We start from the raw sequence: 24761 nt of genomic DNA on the forward strand, positions 1-24761 counted from the left end.
CACAAATAAAGGAACTGGATCGAAAGCTGCTAAATCTTTCGCTCTAGGCCGACAGAAAAAAAAGAATTTAAAGGCTCCTTTCGGAGTTTTTAAATTCTTTCACCTCGACTTTACAAGCGCAGTTACAGAAATTTTCATCTCAAAAAATAAAATGGTCTATAATTTTAGAGTTGTCAATCAATAAATCTAGTGGTGATGGTTTAGTAAAATAATCGCTGATCATAAAAAGGGTGCCACCCTTATCAGATGACACCCTTAATGCTTAATGGACATGATTAATGTTTCCCTTTTCCATTACCCTTTCCGCCTCCATTACCTTTTTTACCTCCATTACCCTTCCAATTTCCTGCACCATTTCCTTTTGAATATATCTTTTTAGCTTGTCCTGGTGGCATTCCGTGAGGGTGCCCTTTAACTACATAGTAGCGTGGATCATCACTATATTTGATCGCCTTTTGCCTTTTTACTTTCTTGTATTTTCCGTAGCGAACCCTATCATTATCAAAATTATGATAAGCATCCCTTGAATTAATGACTACCTTATACCCATTATACAGATCATATCCTCTGTATCTGGAAGGCAGCGATCTTGAAAAATTCCACCTACCATTATCCAAATAGACAAACTGTCTTTTGGGCACAGAATAATAGCTTTCCACATCAGGGAGATAATAATAATCTACATGATCGTAACCCACAGGACCCCATAAAGGCTGTGATCCGATATTTGCATTTATACTCACTTGTGCAGAGGATTTTAAGGAAATAAATCCAATTGCAACTAAAAGAGTTAAAAATATTTTTTTCATAATTATAAAGGGTTATTTTATTAAATGAATAATTAGATCGTTTTACTTATTGTTTAAGCGTAATGAGACCTAAGCTAGTGTTTTGACCAAGAGTCACATTAACATTCGTAACAGTACTGTCTTTATAGCCCACAACTGGAGCAAACTTCACAGAATAGCTACCTGATGCAAGTCCACCAACGGTAAATTTTCCACTCAAAGGATCTGCAATTGTGCCTACTGTACCAGTTCCCGCAATTACCAGTACTTCTGGATGGCTCAACAAGGGTGCTACAGTTCCAGATATTAGACCAGTTGTAGCTGCAGTGATGCCCCTTACAACAGGCTTAAGCAAATACTTTCCATTTCCGGTACTTACAATAGATTTTGCCGCATCAAAATCGAGTAATAATGAATAGGTGACACCGGGTACTAATGTTGGGTTCGCGTTAAGTTTGATTTTCCAGCCAGAAGATTGTCCGCTTGGAGTAGTGAGTGTCTGTGAAACGCCACCAACAACAATGGTATTGCCTGAATCGTTCAATACCAATCTTATTTCCGAGATCTCACCAATTGGCATTTCTCCTGAAGCTACCAAAATATCAGGATTGTTGCTACCAATTCTGAAGTCGAGAATATTAAAAATGCTCGTTTTAGCAGCAAACGTATAAGGTTTACCACTCGAAAATAGCACGATTTCTTTAACGTTGAGGTTAATCTTGTCAAAGTTCCCAGGAGCATCAGTCATTCTGATCTCCACTTTAGTTGTTCCGCTGGCTGAACTGTTGTTGTCTTTTTTGCATCCGATAAGGATTGCTAAGCCGGTAAAAAACAAGGCTAAGCCAGAATACATAATTCTCTTTTTCATAATTTTAGATTTTAGTAAATATTAACATTTTCATTACTCAAAATTGAAGAGCGAACATGAATTCAACATGAAATTCTGAGTTTATTTGACCCCAAAATTTCATCTTAAATTCATCTCCAATACTGATATTTGCTAGGATTATATTGATACATAGCAATAGCTCAATAGCACGTTACTACTTTTATATGACAAACTTCTTTATATTTACCTAATGGACAGATCATTCATTTTTAGGACATTATTAACCGGCATCTTTATTTTGCTGCTATCTCCCATAGTTCGGGCGAAGGTTCCTACCAAAATGAAAACCGTTACCAACTCTCTAGAGAAAGATTTTGCATTTCGTACTGATACTGCCAAGCACCAACAGCAGGATAAAAAAAAGGACAAAGATAAATCTAACAGTAAGGAAAAACCTAATCAAAAACCGGATAAACCAGACATCAAAAAAGTACCTAAAGCACGTAAACAAACAAGACCCATTGTTGTAGTTAAGCCCAATATTAAAGTAAGGCCTATTAAGATTATTCGTCCAAAAATTAAAAGACCATAGTGCGTAACCAATGAGATTCACACCCCTACTCCTCCTTATCTGTATAACTTCCTTTAAGGTCCGGGCGCAAGAAGATAGTATTAAAAAAACGACAATAACTTTAGCTACACTCTACAGCAGCAACGTAAGTTACTATGGGCAGGCCACCAATGAAAAACTCCCTTATGTGCTGTTTAATGCGACAGTTAGATTTCCTTTCGGTCTCTATATTTCTGCGGGCTCCTATAAACTATTAAATTATGGACCAGGTTTATCCGAGACAGATATTGGCGCTGGTTTTGATCGCGACTTTAATGATAAGCTAACTATGGGTGTAGCTTATACACGTTCTTTTTTTCCTGCGAATTCACCTTTATTACAGGCTGCGAATGAGAATAATGTAAACGCGTCCGTAATATATGCTTGGCCCTGGCTCAAAAGCTCGCTTAGTGCCGATTATGCTTTTGGTCAGCAAAATGATGTCTTTATAAGTCTCAGCCATTCCAAGGAGATTAGCATTGGCACCTTGTTTAATGAGAAAAATTCATTTTATTTAGAACCTGCAATTGAACTGGTAGCAGGTACCCGGCATTTTTATGAAACTTATACTATAGAAAAGGGCAAACGTGACAAAGCTAATGGAAAAGGTAAAAGTCCTATTTCCTCTGGGAGTTCGAATTCAACAACCACAGCTACTGTTGCCTCTAACAGCTTCAATCTTTTATCTTATAATTTTAAACTCCCACTTAGCCTAAGCCGGGCAAATTATATTGCAGAAATCAATTACCAGCTTTCTGTTTTGGGGGCTAAGGCTGAAACGGAGTTAAAGCATCAACAGTCGTTCTTTGGTTTAGCATTTTACTATCAGTTTTAGTCCAACTTCTATGAAAGTATTAATCGTTGAGGATGAAAAAACACTGGCTTATGAAATGGAAGCCTTCTTAAAAAAAGCATTTTATCTATGTGACGTTGCGCATACCTTTAGGGCCGGGCTGGAACAACTAGAACTAAACAAATACGATTTTATATTAATAGATTTGACTTTACCTGATGGGGATGGATTGGAAATCTTGAAAAGGGCTAAATTAAGTAACCCCGATGCCGCCTATATCATTATAACTGCAAGAACGAACTTAAAAGACAGGGTTATCGGACTGGATCTTGGTGCAGATGACTACCTGGCAAAACCCTTCTACCTTTTAGAGTTGCAATCCAGAATGCAGGCCATTGCCCGAAGGAAATTTAACATCACTGAAGATTTATTGCCTATTGGTGAATTCAATATAGATTTTCAAAAAAGAATCATCATATTTAAGGAAGAGAAGATTGAACTTTCGCGTAAGGAGTTTGATCTGCTGAGTTATCTTTTACTTCATAAAAATCGGGTGCTGACACGTGCTCAGTTGAGTGAGCACATTTGGGGCACCTTTGTGAATGATGATTACGATTCAAATTATATTGATGCACATATAAAGAACATCCGCAAGAAACTAAATCTATGGGCGAGCACCGAATGGCTGGAAACCGTACGTGGTGTAGGTTACCGAGTCAAAAAATAAGCAGATGAAACTATCTACTAAACTTACTCTTTTGATTACCGGATCAAAACTGGTAATTGTATTATTATTTGTTCTGGCATTGCCATTTCTTGTCAAACAAATCGCTTCAGAATACACCAACTATACGCTAAAGCAGCAGCGAAAAAAAGTCCTCAATATTATAAAACAAAAAGGTGCGGACTACTACCTCCTAGATGAGGACAGTTATGGGAGTTATACCATGCTTAAAGAAGAATTTATAGCCTTATTACCTGTTAAAGAGAATCTAAAAATAGATACCATCAAAAATTCAAAGCGGCTTATAGAAAGCGATACCTTAAACTACAGGGTATTGAGCTATACCTTTAAAAACAAGAATAAAAATTACCTGTTAGAGATCGGTAAAACGACTGCAAGTATCAGTCAATACAACAAACTCTTACAACGTTTTACCTTATATGTGTTGATAACCCTGATTGGCCTGACCATATTAATTGACCTTACTTTTATCCGTGTACTGATCCGTCCGCTCGCAAAAATTATAAGCACCAAATTATTAAACAGAAGATTCCCCTTTAAAGATGGGCAGAAACAGGTTCAAACCAGTACAACCGACTTTAAGTACTTGGATGAATCCCTGCTCGTTTTGATGAACCAGATCAATGAGGCCTTTAACAAGGAGAGGGAATTTACTTCAAATGCTTCTCATGAATTGATGACACCAATTAGTATTCTACAGACTAAAATAGAAAACCTGCTTGCAGACGAAACACTTGATGAGCATTCGTCAATGGCTATCATAGATCTGATGAAAACGGTAGACAGGTTGAAAAATATCACGAAGTCACTATTATTGATTTCGAGAATTGAAAACGAGCAGTATATTAGAAAAGAAAAGGTTAAACCGCTACTGCTATTCAACGAAATCATAGAAGAGATTAGTCATAGACTTGAAGAAAAGCACATACAGATTGTCCTGAATGTGTCGCCTGAGGCAATATTAGAAGCGGTCAATAAAGACCTGTTGTTTCAAATGCTTTTTAATCTGGTTCATAATGCCATAAAGTTTAACCGTGTGGAGGGGGAGATTTATATAAATGACAGTTACTTAAATACCGGAGAGTATCAGATAAACATTATTGATACAGGCATCGGAATTCCGAAGTCGGATTTGCCATTTATTTTTGACCGTTTCACGAAAACAAACCTCGAAGGGGATGTGGGATACGGATTAGGTTTAGCCATTGTAAAAAGTATTGCGATGTACCATCAAATAAAAATTAATATTCAATCGGAAATTGGAGAAGGCACAACTTTTAATATAATCTTTCCAATAAATTGATGTTGCTATAAAGATCTTAACTGGTTGCACCATTTTTCAGAGAGAAACTTTGAGATGCTTATTCTTAAAAAACATTTCCTGAGCCACGCTATACATTGGCCGGAAAAAATCAGTCTTGTTTACAAGGTCAAGAAAAAAATAGGGCAACCCGTTAGAGCAAAAAATATAAAGAACAAATTATTTATTCCCCCCTGGAATCCGGTTCGACAACTGGAAGCTGATGAAGAGTTTTTTGGTATAATCCTTTCTGCCTTGCATACCTTTAATTTACGAATTTTCGCACACTTGTAAAAGCGAACATTGACATTAGTAGAGTTCTGCGACAGCGACCGAGGGAATAACGAGAATTTCAAATTCCCTTTTTAGTTCCTAAATGTCGATTCTTAAAAAGACAGAAAAAGAAGAACAATACTGCAAGCCAAATGGCAACAATAAGACTTGCAAAAAGCCAGTTCTTTTTATTCAAAATTATTGGAGACTGCGCTGCTTTTAGCTTGCTTTCCAACCAGATTTCCTTAGGTATTAAACGGACTGACACCACTATAAGAAATGGAACAATGAGCAGGTCATCTAGCAACCCAATAACAGGGATAAAATCGGGAATCAAATCAATTGGACTTAATAGATACCCGATAGTGATGCCGATGAGCAATTTTGCCGTAAAAGGTGTGGCAGGATGTTGGTAAGCATAATAAAGGGCGAGTGTATCCTGCTTCATCCTCTTTACTTTAGCCTTCATCTTTTCGATAAAAGAGCCTGTCATATCTTACGTGTATTGTTTTCCTAAAACTGAACCCCCGCTATGAAATAATCGCTTTTTATACAGTCTGCTTCGCTTCTACCACTTCCCCAAAAACAAATTTAGAATAATTTAAAACAAACTTAACATCATCGTTCAGATTCCAGTTCGCACCGCTTAAAGGCTACCATACTTTTAACCTAATTGGAAACGTTACTTGCCGGCCATTTAGTCTATTCGTATATAGTCGAAAGTTCAATAGAAAATAGATTTCTTTAAACCTGCAAGAGTTAGCCCTGTAAACGCCAGGGCTAACTTAATTCAGGCAACCTTCGTTGACCATGACCCGGATGCGTTGCATTCGGGTCCCATTTTAGTGATAATATTTGTCCAGCAATTTGATCCTGATCCCCGCATTTACAACAATTCCGTCCAAAGGGGCGTATATATCCTTAAATTTCGGATCAGCTAGGCTCCCTGTGTAGATACTGCCCCATTTGGTCTGGCGTTGATCGGTCAGATTTTCTGCGTTCAAGAAAATATCCAGATGTTTGAACATCTTTTGAACCAACAGGCCAAATGTTATAAAACCCCTTCCCGTAGTGCCATCCGATAACAACTGTTTGCTTGTGTAAAAACTTTCCGCTCCAAAACGGAAGCTACCCTCAATCTCGTATGTTGCATCGAAGCTCAACTGATTTTTGGGAGTCAATGTTTGCCGCATACTCATCCCATCAAAATGTGTTCTGGTATCTGTATAGGTATATCCCAGATAAAAGACCAGTTCGTCCATCACCAACTTAACATTCGTTTCAGCGCCTTGAGTGCTCAAATAACCGGGAGCATTGAATAAAATATTGTTCTGTAGTATGAGCGGTCTGTTTACCCGTGTCGAGAAAAACAGTTGGTTGATACTAACGAATGCGTCGTCGCCCAGTGGAGCGCGGTAATTAAGGTCTCCGTTCAGGCCATAAGACTGTTCTGCCTGAGTGTTACCGATATTTAAAGGTTCTATATACTGATAGCCATCCCGTTCGCTTTCATCATTAAATAAGGTAGGCATCTTGTAGCCTAGGCCGCCACCCAACCGGCTACTCAAATGATCAGCAATCTTAAAAAGCGCATTAATTCTCGGTAGGACAAAAATTCCAGAGGACGGTCTTGAAGGTGCAGGCGAATTACCATCCAGACGAAGGCCGCTCTCTAATGAGAACCATTTATTGGCCTTATAGGTATTCTGTGCGAATACCCCAGCGGTGGTCTGGCTGTAGCTCAGATTATTTTGCGGAGGTTGCGCTGTAAAGTGATCGGTAATCAAGTTTGCTCCCAATGCCCAGGATGCCTTTTCGCCATTCCGCACATAGTTCAGTTCACTGAATGAGGAAAGTTGCCTGCCTTTAAAATCAAATATCGGCCCGCCCAACGTGCGGTCGAAATAGCCGACTGTATTTTTAAAGTTGATCTTGCTTTCTTCATCGATCTTATGTGTGAACGACAATTGCGTAGAAAAGCGATAAGTCTTATTAAGCTCAAAATACTGATGCAAATTGTCGGCATTCCCATAGATCACCCGCATGTCGCCACCAAAACGATCTTCAACAGTTGTGTTCAGCCCGAACCAAGCTGAATTATTCTTGTCCAGATATAGGAAGACTTTTGGGTTAATGGTGAACCGTTTGGTCTGGGGTATGGCGGTCAACCCCGTATTCGCAGGATCAAAAGCCCCATTGTAATTATAGGAGCCGAAAATGGTAGTACCGATATGCTTCCATTTCTGGCTATAATACCCACTCGCGTCGGCACCTTTAGCGCTGGTACCATTCAGTAAAAAAGTTAATTCCGGGTCTTTTTCGGGTACTTTGCTGATCAGATTGATCAAGCCCGCAATGGCACCACCGCCATATAAAGTTGATGATGAACCTTTGATAAATTCTACTTGCCTTAGATCAAGCGGACTTATCTGTAACAAGCTAAGATTACCGGAAAAACCCGCATATAGCGGCATACCATCTTGCAACAGCTGCGTATAACGGCTATCCAGACCTTGAATCCGAAAGTTCGCGTTGCCGCTGACGGCGGAGGTCTGTTGGACATGGATGCCAGTGGATTCGCCCAAGAGCATCTTGATGTCCCCTGGTCTCATAGTGCTTTTCTCGTCTAGTTCTTCCAACGGGAGTGCTTCAATGCGCGTAGGGATATCTCGAATGTTCTGGTTGGTTCGCGTAGTCTGCACGGTCACCTCTGCCAGCTCACCTGCGGCAGATCCAAGGCTAATGAGAAGTATCTTCCGTGGATCTTGCAAGGGAAAGCTGTATACGTGTTCATTTTTCGCAAAACCGAGGTAGGTAATTTCGATCTCAAATTTGCCATCGGGAATATTATAGATGACTATCAGGCCACTTGTATCGGTGCTTGATACGATATTTAAATCGGGGATGGTGACCGTTGCACCATTTAGCACAGCCTTGGTCTGGTCATTGATTACCTTCGCACGGAAGGTGTTTTGAGCTGATACACCCTGTACAATTAGCACAAGGAACATCAACATGAAGATTCTTTTCATGGATATAGTTATATGGTGTAGCCAGCGCATAGCATTGGCCAACGTTAAAAATGGAGAAATAAAAATCGGATGAATTCGATTAAACTATAGGAGGCCTGAAGTGCTCGCACTGGTACTCTGAAAGATAGTACGTGATGCGATAGTGGGGTTCTTGAAAAAGTGGAGTGTCCAGATCAGAAAAATGTCTGGGGATATACTTTGAGTAATAGATAGAGAGGGTCGGTTGGTGCTGAAACTGCAAGGCACTCGGGTTCTTGGGCTGGGCATCATGGGCATTGTTGCCGAAAATTTCCTTGCCATGCAGCAGATAGTCGCCAACAAAATCAAAGATGTCGGGATGCCCCGAGCGGACTTCGCTGTAAGAACGGTACATTCCCGGCAGATCCCGAATCAAAGAAAAGTCACTCAGAGGAAAAATTATGCTACCGGCCAAAAAATAGCTGCTCAACAATAATCCGACCATAGACATTTTCATGGGCGCAAATATAGGCAAAACGCATCTAAAATTTTTTTTATCTGCCCAAGTTTAGCATCAACGAAAAAAAATCTTTATTCTCATAAAACTGTGGTTTTCGTGAGAAATGTCTTTTACTTTATTGTTAAAAAATCGAAGTAAATGATCAAGGGAGAAATCTACTAACAAATTCTTAAAATAAACTTGATTTATCTGACTTTCATTATAGACATTGGATCTGAAACCCCGCGTATAAATTAAATGTTGCCTGTGTATATAAAAAATTTATTGGGCACATCTCTCCATTGGCTTTTTGTAGAGGCAAGAAAAATGCGGTGGGCCGAGCAGGGCAAGACTCTGAGGCAAAAAAAATACCAGCCAGAGCGCAGCGACGGGCGGAGATTTATTTGTCCAGACCCGAAGGGCTCGGCCTTGACCGCCGGAGGGATTTAGCTTTGCCTCGGCAAAAAAGCCAAAAGGAATTTCGAGGAATGCTTCTTATCTGTTTTGATTAGATTTTTTTTTCAAAGGATGGATGGCCGGAATGCAATGTAGGCAATTGATCCGAGCAACTAAAAAAGTTTCAGATCGGAACTGCCCATGCCGCTATGGAGCGGCCCGTGGCACCCGAAGGGCATCGGTTTCTTTGAGGCACGAAATGTGACCGATGGTTTCGATCGGAAATGTTCCATGATCAGCCTGAAAATGTATTATATAAATTTATCGGATAAGTCGAATGTTTAACCCAAATTTGCCTTTTTAAGGTTTACTAAAATTAAAGCCCCATTCCCTGATCCCTACCTTTTTTTTTGAATGTCCGTAATCTTTCCTAAGGGGTAAAAAATGCTTATATTTATGCTATGACACTATTAGAATTCAGCGATAAATTTCCGGACGAGCAGAGTTGCAGGACTCATTTCAAGCAAGTTAGGGATAAGACAGGTGTTGTCTGCAAAAAATGTTCGGGCACGACCCATTATTGGCTGCATAACAAAGAACAGTACCAGTGCAAGGCTTGCAAGACAAGGACCACCCTCCGTAGCGGTACGTAATGGAGGCGAGCAACATTCCGTTCAGGAAATGGTACATTGCCATGCTCTTTATAAGCGCGACCAAAAAGGGCTTCTCCACATTGGAGATACAGCGGCAGATGGGACACAAGCGCTACCGGCCGGTCTGGGAGATGGTACATAAGCTACGTGCGGCGATGGGAAAGCGCGACGATATGTACACTCTGGATGATATGATAGAATTTGACGAGGGACACTTTGAGGTGGAAAGAAAAAATCCGAACCAGCCGCTAAAACGGGGAAAAGGCTCGCAGAGGCAACGAGATGTGGCGGTAATGGCAGAATCGACACCATTGGAGGATATAGAAACTGGAAAAACGAGCAGCCATTGCCGATATTTCAAGATGAAGGTGCTGGGCGCAAAAGACGCAGATGAGATCAACAACACGATAAGGGAGAACATCGATGAGAAAAGCATCGTACTCAGCGACAAGGCCAGTACCTATATCGACATAGAAAAGGATATAGAGGCACATGTAACCGAAAAATCTACCAAAGAGGTGACCGCCACCACCCTGAAATGGGTGCATATCGCGATCTCCAATGCCAAAAGGAATTTCTTGGGCACCTACCACAAGATAAAGGGGAAGTACCTACAGCTTTATCTCAACGAATTTGTCTATAAGCTCAACAGGAGATATTTTGGAAAGAGGTTGTTCGATAGGCTGATGGTAGCAGCTGTTTTTAATTATGGGTAACTTTACGGACATTCAACTTTTTTTTGGCTCTTTTTCACTTTTTTCATTTCAAGGCCTGTTTCACGGTCCGCCTGCAAGTTATCATATTTTTGTACCTCCCTCAAAATATTGTCCCTTACATCCTTCCATTTCAACTTTCTATCCATCAGCATAATCGGAACGGTAAAGTCTATATCCTCATGATATAACAAAGATGATCTAGCAGTACTTGGATCGACATCCGGATATTTCTGGCAATAGTACATTAACACATCTTTGAATGACATTTCCTTCAATAGATAGTGTATATCGATAAAATCCTTGATTCTTTGTCCGCTATTCACGATCGCATTTATCTTCATTGCAGCAATATCGGCATTGGACATCATCCTTATCCCATCTATGGTTTCAATTGGCCTTATAGAAGGATACTTGTGGCTGATGAAATCAAAATCTACTTCTCCGATACTTCCACTGGCGTAATTGCTTTTGTGGCGTTTTACATCGGCGCCATAATTGTTTTTTAAGTAGGCGGCCAGTTCATCACCATCAAAATCTGCAGAACTGAACAAATCGATATCAATGGATTGTCTATGCCCCATCTTTAAAGATAATGCCGTACCGCCGACAAGATAAAATGAATTTAGCTGCTGGTCTTTCATCAGCTCGTGGATTAAATCCAGTGTCCCTGCCTTAACTGTTTCTTTGTGTAACATTTGAGCGCTGTTTTACTTAACTGAAAATATTCGCACACGGCGTCGGTTGTGAGGTCAGAAAGAAAAGGGATGTCCTTTTTAAGTGCTTTGATTACATTTTCTCTTCCATAAAAGCTGATCATCTCCTCCCAGTCTCTATCGCTACCCTTATCAAGTACCCTTTCTATAATGGTCTCATAACTCCTATTCCAATCGAGTTTTTCAAAATCAAAGTCCCAGAACAATACCCTCGGTAAATCAGGCCTTTTAACCTGCCGGATCAATGGCTGTCTTTCAATTCTGATCTCCTCATTTTCAAAGGGAATTTTCTTTTTAGAAAGATAGTTGTTCAGAGTGTGGTAATTATAGGCAGGGTAGCTGTCGCAAAATCCCTTTAGACTTGAGAATACATCTATATCTGTTCCTGCAAACCTTTTCCAGTGCACCACCACTACCCTCTTATTGATCTCCTTTAACATCATACAAAATTAACCAAAACCTGTATAATTGCCTAATATTTTTAAATATTTGTCATTTGGAATTGAGTATTGATTTAATTACTTGTGTGCTATCGCACTTTCAAACAATTGATCAGTACAAGTAAAATATTTGCAGGATGCTCTTCAACCTAGAGATTTCGGGATTGCGGAACTTAGAAATTCTTTGCCAAATCTACTAATGCTATCAGCAAAAAAAGCATGTTGTCACCAAAAACGAACACTATAAAAGATCACAAAATAGATTTCGGATAAAATAAAGGCTTACTGTAGGAGGCTCACTTTGGCAACTTATAACTATTTGGACCTCAGAATTTCAACCTTTTCCTTTTCACTTGCCAACAGTTTTTCATAAAGTTTTTTGTTTTCTTCATACAATTCTATCACTTTTTCAAGTGGATTGAAGGTCACTTGATAACCAACATTTGCGCCATTATTATTTGAGTTCTCGTAATTATTCTGAATATTGTAAATCATTTTTTCTTCATCGAAATTTCGAATCGAATCAGCGGGAACTCCTAAAACTAAAGCAATTTTCTCCAATGTGGAATCTTCTATTAACTCACTTTGTTCAAGTTTGCTAACAGATTGTTGACTAACGCCTAATTCTAAGGCTAAAGTATCTTGCTTCATACCTCTTAATTCTCTTAATCGACTAACTTTGCGTCCCAAATGCATCCGAGTATTTTTTTCTGAGGTTTCCATATTCCAAATATATCTAAAATTTCCCGATCGTAAAAAACAACCCAAGCTTTGTAATTAACAACCGCCTATGGTTCGCTACCTCTAAACTGATATGGAACTTTGGGCATATGTAATTCAGATCATTATGGAACGAAGTAACATGTCAACAATCCCGGGCGAACCAGAACAACTCATCGATTTAATAGAGCTTTTGATTGAAAAATTCAAGCCAATGAAGATTTATTGCTTTGGCAAAATTGCAGAATCGGTCAGCACTACGGGCTGCTTTCATCCAGACCATTCACAGAACACCTGCCACTACTTCCTGCTCATGGTTATGGAAAGTCCGACCCGCAATGAACATGAGGCGCAGGATTTTTGCAACACTAAATTTACTTCTGGAAAGATTACCATACTCTCCCACGGTATGGAGACCATTGATAACTGCGTCGCCAAAAACAATCGGTTTTTCATCTCTGTCTTAAACCAAGCGCAGCAACTTTACAGCGCAAATGGAATCGTGAATTTATCACCTAAATTTCCCTTTGATCCTTCCCAAACCTTAGAAAAAGCAAAAAAACATTATAGCCACCGGATTACATTGGCAATCGGGTTTTTGGAAGGTGCGGAAGCATGTTTCAAAAACAAGCATTTTGCGGTAAGTTTATTCATGATCCATCAGGTTATCGAACAGTGCACAATAGCACTTGTTCGGGTAAATCTGGCATACCGGTCTGACATACACCACCTGGGAAGGCAACTGGATCTCTGCTCCTGCTTTTCTCCACTTCCCTCTGAGGTCTTTAGAAACACCAAAGAGGACATCAGACTCTTCAACATCCTGTTGAAAAGTTACTCGCATGCCCGTTATCATGATTCTTTCAATGTTGAACAAGATGATGCAGATAAACTTCTTTCAAGGGCGTACGCTTTTCTTGAATTGACGAAGGTGCTCTGCGAAGCAAAAATTGCAGAATTTGAAGCTGTGGAATATAGATTGACAGAGAGCGAGGTATGTTTTGAATAAGCCCATCCATATCCCTAAAAACCGTTTCTTTAAACTTCCATTTGAAAAGGATTCACGTATCCTCCTAAAAAAAACTGTGGATGCCCATTCCGAGATCAGAAGACCAGAAAGACCGTATCTTTTGGTAATTAAAAAAAAGATCTCATTCGTCAATGAGATCCTGACTTACAGCATCAAAATCGGTAAGGAGGAAGATGAGGCAATCGTTCACATTAGAATTACAGAGACTGAGCTGTTGATCACCTGCAACGTAGATACCGATGAAGATTACCTGAGCAGGTATGCCTATCTTCTTCTGGATGATCTCTTGTTTTATAGGGATGGCTTCGACTTTGACTATTATTATTGGCCAAACTTTTTCGACAGCAATACCGGAAAATCTAAATATCTTGATGTGATCCACGATCGGTCAGGACTTACCATAAATCGTAAAAAAAAGTACGCATACTTTTATAAACCGGGCATCAGGCTACCGGAGATTCCAGCTGGGATCAGTCAGAGGGAACCACTTCCCGAAGTTGATGAAAGTATATCGGTACGGATCGGAGATCAAAATGTGACCGGGTTCTGTCTTATCAATACCTCGTTAAAAAGTTACCACTCCAATCATCTTCCATTTCTAATGCCCTATGTGGCCTCTTTAAACAGAACTACAAAAGGTATAAAGTCGTTCCTATCGTGGAATGATAATCTTTTTTCCGTTGACTCAAGCAATGCTCAGATTCGCTTGGGCCAAATTTGCATGGAGATGCTAGAAAATTGCAGCTTGGACATGGTTTACTTTTCCGGTTCGATCAGATGGCTAACAGATGAAAATAAGCAGTATGCGGAAAAGATCAGGCACATCTTCAATTTATTTAACAGTGCACTTCCTGAATTAATGGCCCAAAATTTTACCCATTATTATTACAGTTATGGATTGAAAAACCTTGGAGCCAGACCAAGAAAGAATGACATGGAGCTATGTTGCTTTGGAAACGAACTGCCCAGTCTTTTGTTTACGCTAACCGAACTAAAAGATTTTTACCAACTGGAGTTAAAATTTCGGATCGGCAAAAAAGAGTTCGCATTCGCACACGATCTGCAAGTCTTTTACTTTGCAGTTTCCGTTAAAGAACCCAAAAAATTCTACCTTTTGGCCTCGGTTGAAGATGCTTTTATGGTACACTATTTTTCAGAGAAAAACTTTAAGATGCTGATCCTTAAAAAACATCACCAGAGCCATGTTAGATATTGGATGGATGAAATCAGTCTTGCTTACGAGGTTAAGATAAATAACAAGAATAAATAAACAGCATATTTATCTTCTCGGGATTTTCTCCTCAAACAACTGTGGTAGACGGTGAGAGCGAGATGATGTGGCCTGCGGGTAGGGATTAGAAGGCCGAAAATACACATCGGCAGCACTTATCCTAAAAACTATTTCTTTGGAACTTTATGCCTAAGTTTCTTTGTATCGCCTTTTGCTTTTTCATAGTCCGTTCTTGCTTTTAGTTCTTTTGCCTGTGCCGTCAGCAGCTGTTCCCGTTCAAGAATCTCTTTTTCTGCCTTTTCCATAAGCGATTCTCTATCCTGCAGATACAATGAATCGATGGCAAGTGCCATTAAAGGATCACTTCCCCTGACCACCCTGAACTTTTCTGCCTCTCTGGTCAATTCTTTTCTATCAAAGCCAAGAAAAAGTAGCCCACCGAATGCGAGTGCCATCGTTATGAAAACAATTGCCGCTCCTATAAAATACGGCCTTGATCTGAGATCAAAATTGTGGTGGTGCCTCACCGGAATAACTTTGGGAATGGCGGGTACATTTTTTACCAATAGCTGAAGCTGTTTGTTTATCTTTTCAAGATTTTCAATCTGTTCCTGATCTGCCAATACCTCTAAGATCTTGGACAGCTGTTTTTCATAATTGGGAATCTCCCTGCCGATAATCAACTCGAGCTGTTCCTGCTGTGTTTTCGATCGGCTAATAAAAAGCTCTAGGAGCTGCTCGATGTGTTCCAGTTTTTCTTCCGTTTTTTCCATTGTATTTTCGTGTTAATTTTATCTTCGCATACCCATATTTCTTTCCTGTTCTTTACCCTTCTTCTTTTTTCTCTTTGGCCTTGGTTCGGGATCTGCCACTATCGGAGAATAGCCGGGTTCCAATAGAGTCTCCAATAAGTTTTCTGTAGATGGTTCTTTGCTCCAATTAGACGATGGGGTTTCTATATAACCTGATTTGACTTCTCTCCCCATATTTTTTGTCTCGCTCTGAATTGTATCAAGCTGATTGAAATACCCATCAATCTTTCCAAAACTTAATGATCTGTCAAGATCTGAGCCCTTGAAATTGAATTCCCCTGAGCGAAAAGAGATTCCCTGAACTACATCCGTTTGCCCTTTGTATTTAAATGACAATGTAATTCCAACTTTGGACAGCTGCTGCTCAAAGTTGTTCCAGTTTCTACTTGTGGTTTTAATTCTTTTCACCTGATCAAAGATTCTATACTTTTCCCTATCGGTTCCCTTGAGCGCTTTCCTGTTTACCTGTGATTTGTCGCTGGCGATGAACAGCCCGTGTTTCATCGTGATGGTTTTGCAGGCCGCCACGTTCTTCTTGAACTGGAACTGATCTGAAATGGTTTTTCCATTATTGTCAACCCTGTTATAGATAATATGTAAATGCGGATGATGGTTGTCCGTGTGCTGAACGATAAGTAGCTGGGTATCTTTGATCGCCATCAGTTTTAGGTATTCCATTGCCATATCCAACATCTTTTCCGGACTGAGTAGATGGAGATCTCTTTCACTCCAGTTCAAGGAGATATGCCCGACCGCTTTTGAAAGTTCTGGATTGGCCATTCGCTGAATATTGAAGTCCTGTATCGTACTGGAAATTTTGTCCATCCTTAACCCATCAATATGTAGCAGTATAGCATCTTTTTTCTCCACCACATACCTCACGCACCCGCCAAAGCTTTTCCCGATCACTATTTTCCCTATCATTCTTTAATTAACTTTTTGATCAGAGCATCTATCTCGGCAATCAGTTCCCTACATTTCTTTTGCAACAATAATATCCCCTGCTGGTGCGCAAGTTTGGTGAGCTGGTTCAGATTGTTCGCCATACCGGAAAGTACCCTGAACTGTTGAAGATCTTCGGCACTCAACCTCGGGGTTATCCTTGCTGATTTTGCAGATTGCCGACACCATTCGCTTACCCTCATCCCAGCTTTCTTGGCCTTTTCCCGGATCATAAAATCCTCGGTCTTGGTGAGGCGGATCCTGATGCCGGTTTCTTTCTTGATTTTCTTTACAGGCCTACCTCCCATTTTTTTGGGCAGATCTATTTTCGTTTCCCGAGGTTCCATACATTTTCCTTTTCCTACTTTTTGCGACCACCGGGAGTAAAAAGACAAGTTCTTTTTCGCAGGGCGAAAAAGGTTTTTGTGTAACAAAAACACAAACTTGCTCCCTAACAATCGCATAAGTTTGATGTGCCAAAAGACTGAGCGTTTCTTCTGTGATTTCCGACTCTTTTATTTCTGTTGAAAAGGGTTTTCTGTTTTCTGATATAATACTTTGCTGCATTTCTAATTTTTTTTTAATGGTCTACTGAGCCGGCTATTTCAGTGGCCAATAGACAAGGCTTCCAAGCTTTGGATGATAGGACGGCCTGTATCGGATGTACCCGAATTCATCCAATTCCCGGATGCATTTGTGATAGGTAGCGGTTGATGCAATGCGGCTATAGGCCATCAGTTTTTTACGGGTAACGGCAAACGGACTGGTATAGCCACTATGTTGCCAGCATACAAAAAGTGCGGTAAACAGACTGATATGGGTGGCAATTATCCTCTTGTCGACACCCATGCGTCTGATCCTTTTACCATAGTCTGCTGTCTTGTTCTTAATGCTAAGTTCGGTCATGGCTTACCTCCCTCTAACAATCTACTGATGTCTGCCATTTTATAATACATCATACCGCCTATCTTGGTAAACCTCAGCGTACCGTTGATGCGCAGGTTTTGCAGGGTGCCCGGTGAGATACTCAGCAGCTTGCGTACGTCTGCGCTCTTAAGCCATTGTTTTCGCTCCCTGTCTTCAGGTTTGATCAGCTGCCTGATCTCGTCCAGCATCTCAGTCTTTAATTGTTTTAAATCTTCCTTTGTGATGATCTCTAGGTTCATAATTGTTTCCTCCTTAAATTTCATGGGTGATTTCCTGTTGCATGATCTTGAGTACTTCACTCTTCTTGAAATACACACGCCTGTGCAGGCGTAAAAAAGGTAGCCCTTTTTTCATCCAGTCGGATAAAGTGACAAGAGACACCCCGAGTTCGGTAGCTAGTTCCTGTTTGGACAATAGACGTTCCTCCAGTTCCGGGTTGGAACCGCTAGCTGTTTTGAAATGTTGTTTTAATTCTTCCCGCAGTGCATCTCGGATGTAGCTGCTAAGCGCTTGCTGATTGACGATTTCCATATTCTTTGTTTTGGAACAAAAGAACAGTATGGAACTAACTTCATGTTACCACGAAAACGGCGTGGTAAATTGGGGTGGTTTGGATCTGGTTGAAGAGCGCAATAAAAACATCAATTGTAAGATTGATGGGAAACGGTTTCGTTTATACCTGTTGAAATGCTAAAAAAAAATTATTTCCGCTTCTTTGCAGAGGTTATGGTGTAAAGTCTGTGTTTTTCGGGGATCTCGTTCTCTCTTTTTAAGGGATCTTTTGGATCGAGACCTCTCAGATAATACCGTAATTTATCTATCTTGATTTCTTTGACCTGGCCTACGTTTTCCTTGTCATACTCCCTGAAATACTTGCTGATCATCTTGGCCCAGGTATTTTGTGCAGGGGTGATCAACAGTTCGCTCCCATCGGGAGCTTTCAGCTTCTGCATCTGCAGGCAAAGATCCAATATGGCCAGAGCCTGCCCGTCCCTGATATTGATTTCGCCATCCCATTGGCGGGCTTCTTTTAGTTCTGCCTTTAAATCTGCAATCTCCGATTGCTGTCTCCTGATAAGTTCGACCTGATCTGCAATAATTTCAGGTAGAGTCTTTTGGGTATGCCACTGGTCAATCGAGCGAAGATATTTTTGAAAACTCGTAAGCTTGTCCAATATCTCCATATCCGAGGCATGGCTTGAATTAAATGGATTCTTATGCTCAATATAATTTATACGTCTCAACACGATCTGCCATACAAAAGAGAAAAACTCTTCCTCTCCCTCTGGCTCTTTTTCTAAAAAAAAGGTTAGATGATATTGGTAATACTCGGCGTAATTCCGTTCTGATAAAGTGAACAGCTTTTTTATAAAAAGATTATCTTAAAAGCCGTTTTTAAGCCCGGTAAAAACTCCGATATCATAGGAATGTGGGCTGAGGTTAAAGGCTTCGTGCGGTTTGAAATATTTGTTGGGCATGGCGTCGGGAATTAGCTCTCTTTACATAAACTATAATGTTACTTTCTACTCAAATCTAACACTTAATAAACCATAATTAATCGTTTTTATCTATGATGTATTTTAAGAAAACTGACAGCTGCTGAGCTGATTATGGTGAAAATTAATACATCCTGAGAAAAATACGATAACATAAATTTTTTTCTACTTTTAGAACTTACATTAAAATACTCTCGATATTTTAACCCTCGCATTTACAGCCCCTATATCAGCAAAATCCTTTCTCGAAAAAATACGGGATGGTGTCGCTACAAAAGTTGGAGAGTATATTTGGAATCTAACCAAAAAACCATTTGCCAAAAAAGGAAACTACAAATCGACGAATTTGCAGATGATTGTGTATTTTGAAGATGCAGCTATATCTTGTGGTTACACCAGCTCTTCCAGTATTTCTTCGATCTTCCCCCTTCGTTTATAATCCATTAAAGCCATATCGAACGACTGTAACAGAATTCTTCGCATCTCTTTGCTCTTTTTGTCATTTCCCCGAATAGAATTAAATGCGCCGACTATGAACTTTGTTATATCATCATCTTCCCTGAAAACACCTTTTTCCCAATCAGAATCGGTTCTTCTTTTCATTGCCATGTGGAACAGTTCCACAGACATAAATGGCTCTCTGCTACACTGTGCAGTCAGGTATTTGATCAGATATGTACCCAATTTAAAGGTAGTTGAACCGATGTAATGTCTTAAAAACCCAGAAACATCTTCAATTCTTAAATGGTCCGCATGAACAAAGTTCAGATCTGATACGGCGGGGGCGGACGGATGATTAGTAGCAAAAAAAACTTCTAATAAACCGACAGATTTCGTTTTGGAGTCATCATCATGATAAATATGTTTAACAATCAGATTAATTAACCAATCACCCGCGTAGGTATTGTTCCCTATTGTGGTCAATAGCAATTCCTTGGCGCCTACCCTATCATAAAGATGGGAAAAATATAGAATGGAAACCAAAAACTGGCTATCATCCCTGCACAAGTTTTTCGCAACTGCTAGTTTCTGAAACACAGGTTTGAGTCTTCCAAAATCATGGTTGCCCATATACTGAAGCGACCAAATAGATGAAGCAAGCACGAAAATATCTTCCTCGTCGATTAATGTCTTTAGAAAAAGCTCAAACGAACGTACTTGATCTAAATGATTCAAAGAGGCATACCGATAAAGTACTGCGGCCTTGGATTCCTTAGGGCCATCCTCGAAAATACGTTCAAGCGTACCAAATACCTGGTCGGCAAAACGTTTGTCTTTCACTTCCACAAGACTTCTCGCTGCCCTTCCATAAACAGTATTAATACCACGCATTACCAATCCGCCGACATCGGACTCCACTAGTTCCGATTCAAATTCTTTTTCTTTGACATCAAAAGCGGCATTTTGGAGAAGATCAATGAGTGAAGGATCTTCCTCTTCGCTACCAACAAGGTTTCCAGCGATGTCCACACACGCCCAAAAACAGTCTTTATAATCCCGTTCAGCCACGATCCTTTTTAGCAAATGTAAACAGCGATTATGATCCAAAGCCTGCTCACTAATCCCCAATAGTCCTAAAATAGCATACTCAACTGGAATGGAATCATCACCGATTACCGTTTCTATGATATCGAGAATCATATCGGCAGAGGAGGACTTTGCAGCATCCCGAAATCCCCAGGAATGCTCTTCCAATCCACCTTTCAGATAATCACCTGAAAATCTTTCTCGTTCTCTGTCGTATCTTCTAAACGATTTTATCCATTCTTTTTTAGACATCTTTTGATAAGCCTTTGTTGGTAGAGGCCGTCTGACCACACCCGCCATAACGTTTCCCAAGTTAGAAATATCCCGGTAAACTCCAAATTTACGTTCAAGTTCCTGAAACGACCTTTTGAGTGAAGGTTCTCTTAAAATCTTTTCTCTGGGCACACGACAGAGGTAGACATACTTGCTAAGCCCAAACTTCCCTCTACGGAGCGGTTTTTCAAAGCCCTTGTCTATCCACACTTCATCACGAACCTTCAGATTAAGTATAGCATTACATATATAATCCTGCATATTAACATCCAACATGGGAAACGCGGTTTCTAACAATTCTCGGAACTCCACCCCAAAATCATCTCTCACTTTGATTTGACCACACTCTTGGAGGTAAAGGAACAGACTATATACGTGTGACGCATATTTGTGCTCATTAGACTTCACAGCAAATACGATCAGTCTCAGCACCGCTTTTTGCTTTGATCTTCCATGTTTCTTTAAAAAAGCAACAAATTCCGGATCGCTTTTCGCAGCAGCCTTACGCAAACAGATCGCTAGCAGCCTATAACGAAATTCTCTCCCCTGCAAATGATTCTCTTCCCTTAAATCAATCCGGTCAAATACATAATCAAAGATCAATGTATCTTCAAGAATATTTTGTTTATTGAATTTTGCTGAAACTACTGGGTACAGTATATCAATGAGCTTTTCCGGCTTCGCTTCTGCAAGTTTTTTGAGTACCGATTCGTGTTCCCTCTGTTCCTCAGGTTCAACTGTATCTTTGGTCTGCATCAGAACCTTCATTTTATCAATGACTAGCTGGGGATGAATATTCGACATTTGTTCTAGCACCGAATAATAGCCAAACTGATCTCTATCAAGAAATTTCTCGCACCGCTCAAATAAATTCAGTGCACCGGTATGTCCCCAAAGATTAAGCCCAAAAGCCAGATTCCTTAAAAGTGCCTGATCGGTAACCCTTTCTGCAAACTTCCAGGCTAGCGGATTACTATTGTTAAGATGGGCGATCAGTAGGCGCGTTGCAGCCCAATGGGCAAATTCAATCTGTGCATCCCTCTCAACAGGATTTTCATCCAGGTCATCAAAAACATACTTTCTCTTGTCCAACGGTGTAAGAAGTAGGTCCATCAGTCCACGAGCCAACAGTTCATCAAACCAAACAACAGACCGAACATGCTGAAAAAATAGTCCCCTGAGCAGAAATGACTTCGACAGCCCTCGCTCGACCAGATCGACTTCATCCTTTTCTGGAGATTCCAGTGATGCAAGCGTTAACAAAATCATGTGTTTGAAATGGAAGAAAATTTCTGTATCTTCTAAAAGTTCCTTAAGTATAGTGATGTAACTATCAAAATCGTAATCACGGAGATAGCCAGTGATCATTTTAACCGCCGAGCGCACAAAGATGCTTTGCTCCTGCGACTTGATATAACTGATAAGGTCATCACCTTTTTCGACAAACCTTTTGGCAAATATAAAATCGTAAAAAGTCTGATGAAAAAACTGAATTTGCTGCCCTACCCTTTTTAAAAGACGCTGGCTTTCCAGGTAGTTTATTTCTCTGCTGTCCTCATCAAACAGGTGTACATTCAGAGAGATACGCTGTACCTTGAACATCTCCTTAGCAATTTTATAAAGTAGTTTTTTTACCACCTTGATTTCCAGTCCAGAACCAGAAGGCATAGAAAGAATTTTTTGCCGCCATAGCTCAATGTACAACCCTTGTATAGAAATGATACCCTCATCTGTTGGTAAGTCTCCAACGATCCTGGAGAAAATATTCAGGTGATTAGGCGTTCTGAGTAGCTCCATCAATTTTCCAGAAATCCGTCCCTGATAAACGCCAATCTTCTCCAACTGTTTCAACACCTGTTCTTCGTGCAACGGTTTTACAGAAACAGTCTTGATATTTTTATATTGCCTGAGTGAGGGGTCATAATACAGATCAAAAATTCGTACCGAAAAAACAATCCGAACGCTAGAATCGTGGGCATAGTTATCAATCAGGGATTTATAAACAGTTAGAAAATTCCGGTCAGAGGACATTGTCTGCGAAAGAGCATCGATCTGGTCGATAATGATTACCGTTTTCCCGAACTGCTGTTTACATTGTTCGATAAATTCAAACAGTGGAAGTGGAATACCTATTAGTCCCTGAAGCTGTGGAATACTTGCAGCATATAAACGGTCAGCCTTTAACCCTAAGACAGCAGTACCTTCTCCTTTAAGCTGTTCGTAAAGATCCTTTAAAATCACAGTCTTTCCCATTCCAGCATTACCTGACAACACACAAAGATTGAGCTCTTTACCGGATTTATCCTTTTGAGGTTCAGATTTGATCCACTGCAATAATTCTGCAGTTTCCGCTCTTTGGATATGCGAATCGGGTATATCATCGAATTCATTGCGCTGATGGGAAAGTGCAGAAGAACCTCTACCGAGTGCATCTCTGATCTCGGCCTCGTCTACATGCTTCTCAAAATAGCTCGAAAGGTCTGACCTCAGTGCATCAATTTTTGAATTATCCGTAACTGTACGTACTTCGAAAAAAAGTGGTATCAAATTCTTACAGCATGGCTCCATCAGGTAAGCATCAAGATCCTGAGAATGGATCTTCAATACTTTGATCTGCTTTAAAATATCCTTTACTTTACTGACCACATTGACGTTTTTCAGACCGCTGAGTGTAGGATTGAGCAGAAGCTTTTGTATCCAACTGTCAAGATCCGGCACATTGCAGATCCTGATATTAAATTCATCTATTAGATCGCTGCAGTCTCTAACAAATCCACCCGTAGCAGCGATATAGTAGGTGAAATCCTTTGCTTCTGGAATCAGCTGAGGTTCAAGTAAACTGTAGAGTACATATTTTATGATCTCTTCGCCAAAATCTGTTTTGCTAATGCTCTTTTGATATTTCTTACATTGTATTACGCCTCTAAGTATGTCATCCTTAAACAGTGCACAATCCTTTCCCATGTCCCGCACTCCCGACATCAAACTTACCTTATCAAAATCTACTAAAGCTCCATTGCCAATCTTGGCACCGAAAATACTATAAACAAGTTCTTCCAGTCGTCTGGGATCAGCAATATCCCTGTAGGGGAAACCTTTGTTCGCTATAGCAATTGGATTGTTATCCTCCTTTAAGACTTGTGGTGTAGTGAATTGTATAGTCGGCATATTAGGATTCTTAGCATCGTCCCTTAGAATTAACAAGAGCGTTCGCTAAATTAGCCAATTATCAGCAGAAACCTTAATGACTAATTTAAGTTTCCTTTACTAATGAATTGCAATATCTACATACTATATACAAAAATCGATTTTTTAAATTCAGCGAGAATTGCTCAATAAATAAAACATGAATCCTTACATTTGTTCTGACAAGCTGGAAAGATCAGCTGGCAAATCACGAGCAGCCAAGCCATGTTCAAACGCTGAATTAAAATCAGTAAAGATATTGGGGATTGAAGTATGTTTAGACCATTTACTTCATTGGGTTTTTAGGGTGGTGTTTAATTTATGCTCCATGAAATATTAGAATTAGTATTAAAAACAAAGAATTATGAATGTAGAATATAAAACTATTTGCGAAAAAATCTGGTGTGAGCCGTTAGGGGAGATATTGGCATAAATACCAGCTCAAGAAAATTTAGGGGAGTGTAGGCCAAAGTTACATCAGCTTTCCAAAATGCTGGCTTGAGGGTTCGATTCTCCTCTCTCCAATTATAGCCATATTAGAAGTCTGTGATACATGAATATTAATTCTGTTTGATGTTTCTGAAATAAATTCTTATATTTAAATATAGCATTTGCAGCTATTACCTATTAAATAAAAGGCGCGTCATTCGGGGAGTCGAATTAAAAAAGCCACTCTAAATATTGCAAACCCTGATTTTTACACTAGGTGTAAATCCCAGCGGGATCACATATATCACTATCAAAATGTATAAAACCCTGCAATCGTAAGATCAGCAGGGTTTTTGTTTTTGGGAGAATGCCAAAATTCACTTGTTTTCACAAAACTTTGGTGAGTGATTCGGTGAGTATGGCAAAAAGGTTAACTGGCTCAC

General features: G+C 40.0%; 23 protein-coding genes and 1 pseudogene. 7 read left to right on the forward strand and 17 right to left on the reverse strand.

Annotated elements, in window-relative coordinates; all coding sequences use genetic code 11:
• Positions 1–275 precede the first annotated feature (275 nt).
• On the reverse strand, positions 276–809 hold the full coding sequence (locus ACVWYG_RS11325) for a hypothetical protein (protein ID WP_457270328.1): 534 nt from the start codon (positions 807–809) through the stop codon (positions 276–278).
• A gap of 46 nt (positions 810–855) precedes the next feature.
• Positions 856–1656, reverse strand: coding sequence for a DUF4382 domain-containing protein (locus ACVWYG_RS11330; protein WP_457270329.1), 801 nt, complete (start codon positions 1654–1656; stop codon positions 856–858).
• 301 nt (positions 1657–1957) lie between these two features.
• On the opposite strand from ACVWYG_RS11330, the gene ACVWYG_RS11335 reads away from it, so the two are divergent.
• The 4 genes from ACVWYG_RS11335 to ACVWYG_RS11350 are packed head-to-tail and all read left to right on the forward strand — an operon-like array spanning position 1958 to position 5068.
• Positions 1958–2209 carry a hypothetical protein gene (locus ACVWYG_RS11335; protein WP_457270330.1) on the forward strand — a complete coding sequence of 84 codons (252 nt, stop codon included), beginning with the start codon at positions 1958–1960 and terminating at the stop codon, positions 2207–2209.
• Positions 2210–2219: 10 nt separating this feature from the next.
• A complete protein-coding gene (locus ACVWYG_RS11340; protein WP_457270331.1) occupies positions 2220–3062 on the forward strand; it encodes a hypothetical protein in 843 nt (280 codons plus the stop codon).
• A 10-nt stretch (positions 3063–3072) separates the two neighbouring features.
• Positions 3073–3747 (forward strand): response regulator transcription factor, encoded by a 675-nt coding sequence (locus tag ACVWYG_RS11345; protein ID WP_457270332.1) that lies wholly within the window; start codon positions 3073–3075, stop codon positions 3745–3747.
• Between the two features lie 4 nt (positions 3748–3751).
• Positions 3752–5068, forward strand: coding sequence for a sensor histidine kinase (locus ACVWYG_RS11350; protein ID WP_457270333.1), 1317 nt, complete (start codon positions 3752–3754; stop codon positions 5066–5068).
• Positions 5069–5417: 349 nt separating this feature from the next.
• On the opposite strand, the gene ACVWYG_RS11355 is transcribed toward ACVWYG_RS11350, so the two are convergent.
• The 3 genes from ACVWYG_RS11355 to ACVWYG_RS11365 all read right to left on the reverse strand — a co-directional run bounded on the left by ACVWYG_RS11355 (position 5418) and on the right by ACVWYG_RS11365 (position 8845).
• Positions 5418–5831: a YkvA family protein gene (locus ACVWYG_RS11355; RefSeq protein ID WP_457270334.1), complete on the reverse strand. Its 414-nt coding sequence runs from the start codon at positions 5829–5831 to the stop codon at positions 5418–5420.
• A 349-nt stretch (positions 5832–6180) separates the two neighbouring features.
• Entirely contained in the window at positions 6181–8400 is a 2220-nt protein-coding gene (locus ACVWYG_RS11360; protein WP_457270335.1) for a TonB-dependent receptor, read from the reverse strand.
• 49 nt (positions 8401–8449) lie between these two features.
• Positions 8450–8845 carry a hypothetical protein gene (locus ACVWYG_RS11365; protein ID WP_457270336.1) on the reverse strand — a complete coding sequence of 132 codons (396 nt, stop codon included), beginning with the start codon at positions 8843–8845 and terminating at the stop codon, positions 8450–8452.
• 839 nt (positions 8846–9684) lie between these two features.
• On the opposite strand from ACVWYG_RS11365, the pseudogene ACVWYG_RS11370 reads away from it, so the two are divergent.
• Positions 9685–10592: pseudogene (locus ACVWYG_RS11370) on the forward strand (IS1595 family transposase).
• Positions 10593–10594: 2 nt separating this feature from the next.
• Here the strand turns inward: ACVWYG_RS11370 and ACVWYG_RS11375 are convergent.
• From ACVWYG_RS11375 to ACVWYG_RS11385, 3 genes are all read right to left on the reverse strand, one after another.
• On the reverse strand, positions 10595–11287 hold the full coding sequence (locus tag ACVWYG_RS11375; protein WP_457270337.1) for a nucleotidyl transferase AbiEii/AbiGii toxin family protein: 693 nt from the start codon (positions 11285–11287) through the stop codon (positions 10595–10597).
• Positions 11245–11748, reverse strand: coding sequence for a DUF6922 domain-containing protein (locus tag ACVWYG_RS11380; RefSeq protein WP_457270338.1), 504 nt, complete (start codon positions 11746–11748; stop codon positions 11245–11247). The genes ACVWYG_RS11375 and ACVWYG_RS11380 overlap by 43 nt, the downstream gene beginning before the upstream one ends.
• 312 nt (positions 11749–12060) lie before the next feature.
• Positions 12061–12468, reverse strand: coding sequence for a helix-turn-helix domain-containing protein (locus ACVWYG_RS11385; RefSeq protein WP_457270339.1), 408 nt, complete (start codon positions 12466–12468; stop codon positions 12061–12063).
• A gap of 91 nt (positions 12469–12559) precedes the next feature.
• Between ACVWYG_RS11385 and ACVWYG_RS11390 the strand changes: the two genes are divergently transcribed.
• The gene (locus ACVWYG_RS11390) at positions 12560–13474 is read left to right on the forward strand and encodes a HEPN domain-containing protein (RefSeq protein ID WP_457270340.1); all 915 of its coding nucleotides are present in this window, start codon (positions 12560–12562) and stop codon (positions 13472–13474) included.
• 121 nt (positions 13475–13595) lie between these two features.
• Positions 13596–14765 (forward strand): hypothetical protein, encoded by a 1170-nt coding sequence (locus ACVWYG_RS11395; protein WP_457270341.1) that lies wholly within the window; start codon positions 13596–13598, stop codon positions 14763–14765.
• Between the two features lie 128 nt (positions 14766–14893).
• Here the strand turns inward: ACVWYG_RS11395 and ACVWYG_RS11400 are convergent, their stop codons facing one another.
• The 9 genes from ACVWYG_RS11400 to ACVWYG_RS11440 all read right to left on the reverse strand — a co-directional run bounded on the left by ACVWYG_RS11400 (position 14894) and on the right by ACVWYG_RS11440 (position 23871).
• Positions 14894–15499, reverse strand: coding sequence for a hypothetical protein (locus ACVWYG_RS11400; RefSeq protein WP_457270342.1), 606 nt, complete (start codon positions 15497–15499; stop codon positions 14894–14896).
• Between the two features lie 18 nt (positions 15500–15517).
• On the reverse strand, positions 15518–16462 hold the full coding sequence (locus ACVWYG_RS11405; RefSeq protein WP_457270343.1) for a relaxase/mobilization nuclease domain-containing protein: 945 nt from the start codon (positions 16460–16462) through the stop codon (positions 15518–15520).
• Positions 16459–16827 (reverse strand): plasmid mobilization protein, encoded by a 369-nt coding sequence (locus ACVWYG_RS11410; protein WP_457270344.1) that lies wholly within the window; start codon positions 16825–16827, stop codon positions 16459–16461. Before ACVWYG_RS11410 ends, ACVWYG_RS11405 begins: the two co-directional genes overlap by 4 nt.
• Positions 16778–17047: a hypothetical protein gene (locus ACVWYG_RS11415; RefSeq protein ID WP_457270345.1), complete on the reverse strand. Its 270-nt coding sequence runs from the start codon at positions 17045–17047 to the stop codon at positions 16778–16780. The genes ACVWYG_RS11410 and ACVWYG_RS11415 overlap by 50 nt, the downstream gene beginning before the upstream one ends.
• Positions 17048–17080: 33 nt before the next feature.
• Entirely contained in the window at positions 17081–17386 is a 306-nt protein-coding gene (locus ACVWYG_RS11420; protein ID WP_457270346.1) for a hypothetical protein, read from the reverse strand.
• A complete protein-coding gene (locus ACVWYG_RS11425) occupies positions 17383–17646 on the reverse strand; it encodes a helix-turn-helix domain-containing protein (protein ID WP_457270363.1) in 264 nt (87 codons plus the stop codon). The genes ACVWYG_RS11420 and ACVWYG_RS11425 overlap by 4 nt, the downstream gene beginning before the upstream one ends.
• 13 nt (positions 17647–17659) lie before the next feature.
• On the reverse strand, positions 17660–17938 hold the full coding sequence (locus ACVWYG_RS11430; protein WP_457270347.1) for a helix-turn-helix domain-containing protein: 279 nt from the start codon (positions 17936–17938) through the stop codon (positions 17660–17662).
• 170 nt (positions 17939–18108) lie between these two features.
• The gene (locus tag ACVWYG_RS11435) at positions 18109–18591 is read right to left on the reverse strand and encodes a hypothetical protein (protein ID WP_457270348.1); all 483 of its coding nucleotides are present in this window, start codon (positions 18589–18591) and stop codon (positions 18109–18111) included.
• 702 nt (positions 18592–19293) lie between these two features.
• Positions 19294–23871 carry an NACHT domain-containing protein gene (locus tag ACVWYG_RS11440; RefSeq protein WP_457270349.1) on the reverse strand — a complete coding sequence of 1526 codons (4578 nt, stop codon included), beginning with the start codon at positions 23869–23871 and terminating at the stop codon, positions 19294–19296.
• Positions 23872–24761: the final 890 nt, after the last annotated feature.

This window comes from Pedobacter sp. UYEF25, from assembly GCF_054061655.1.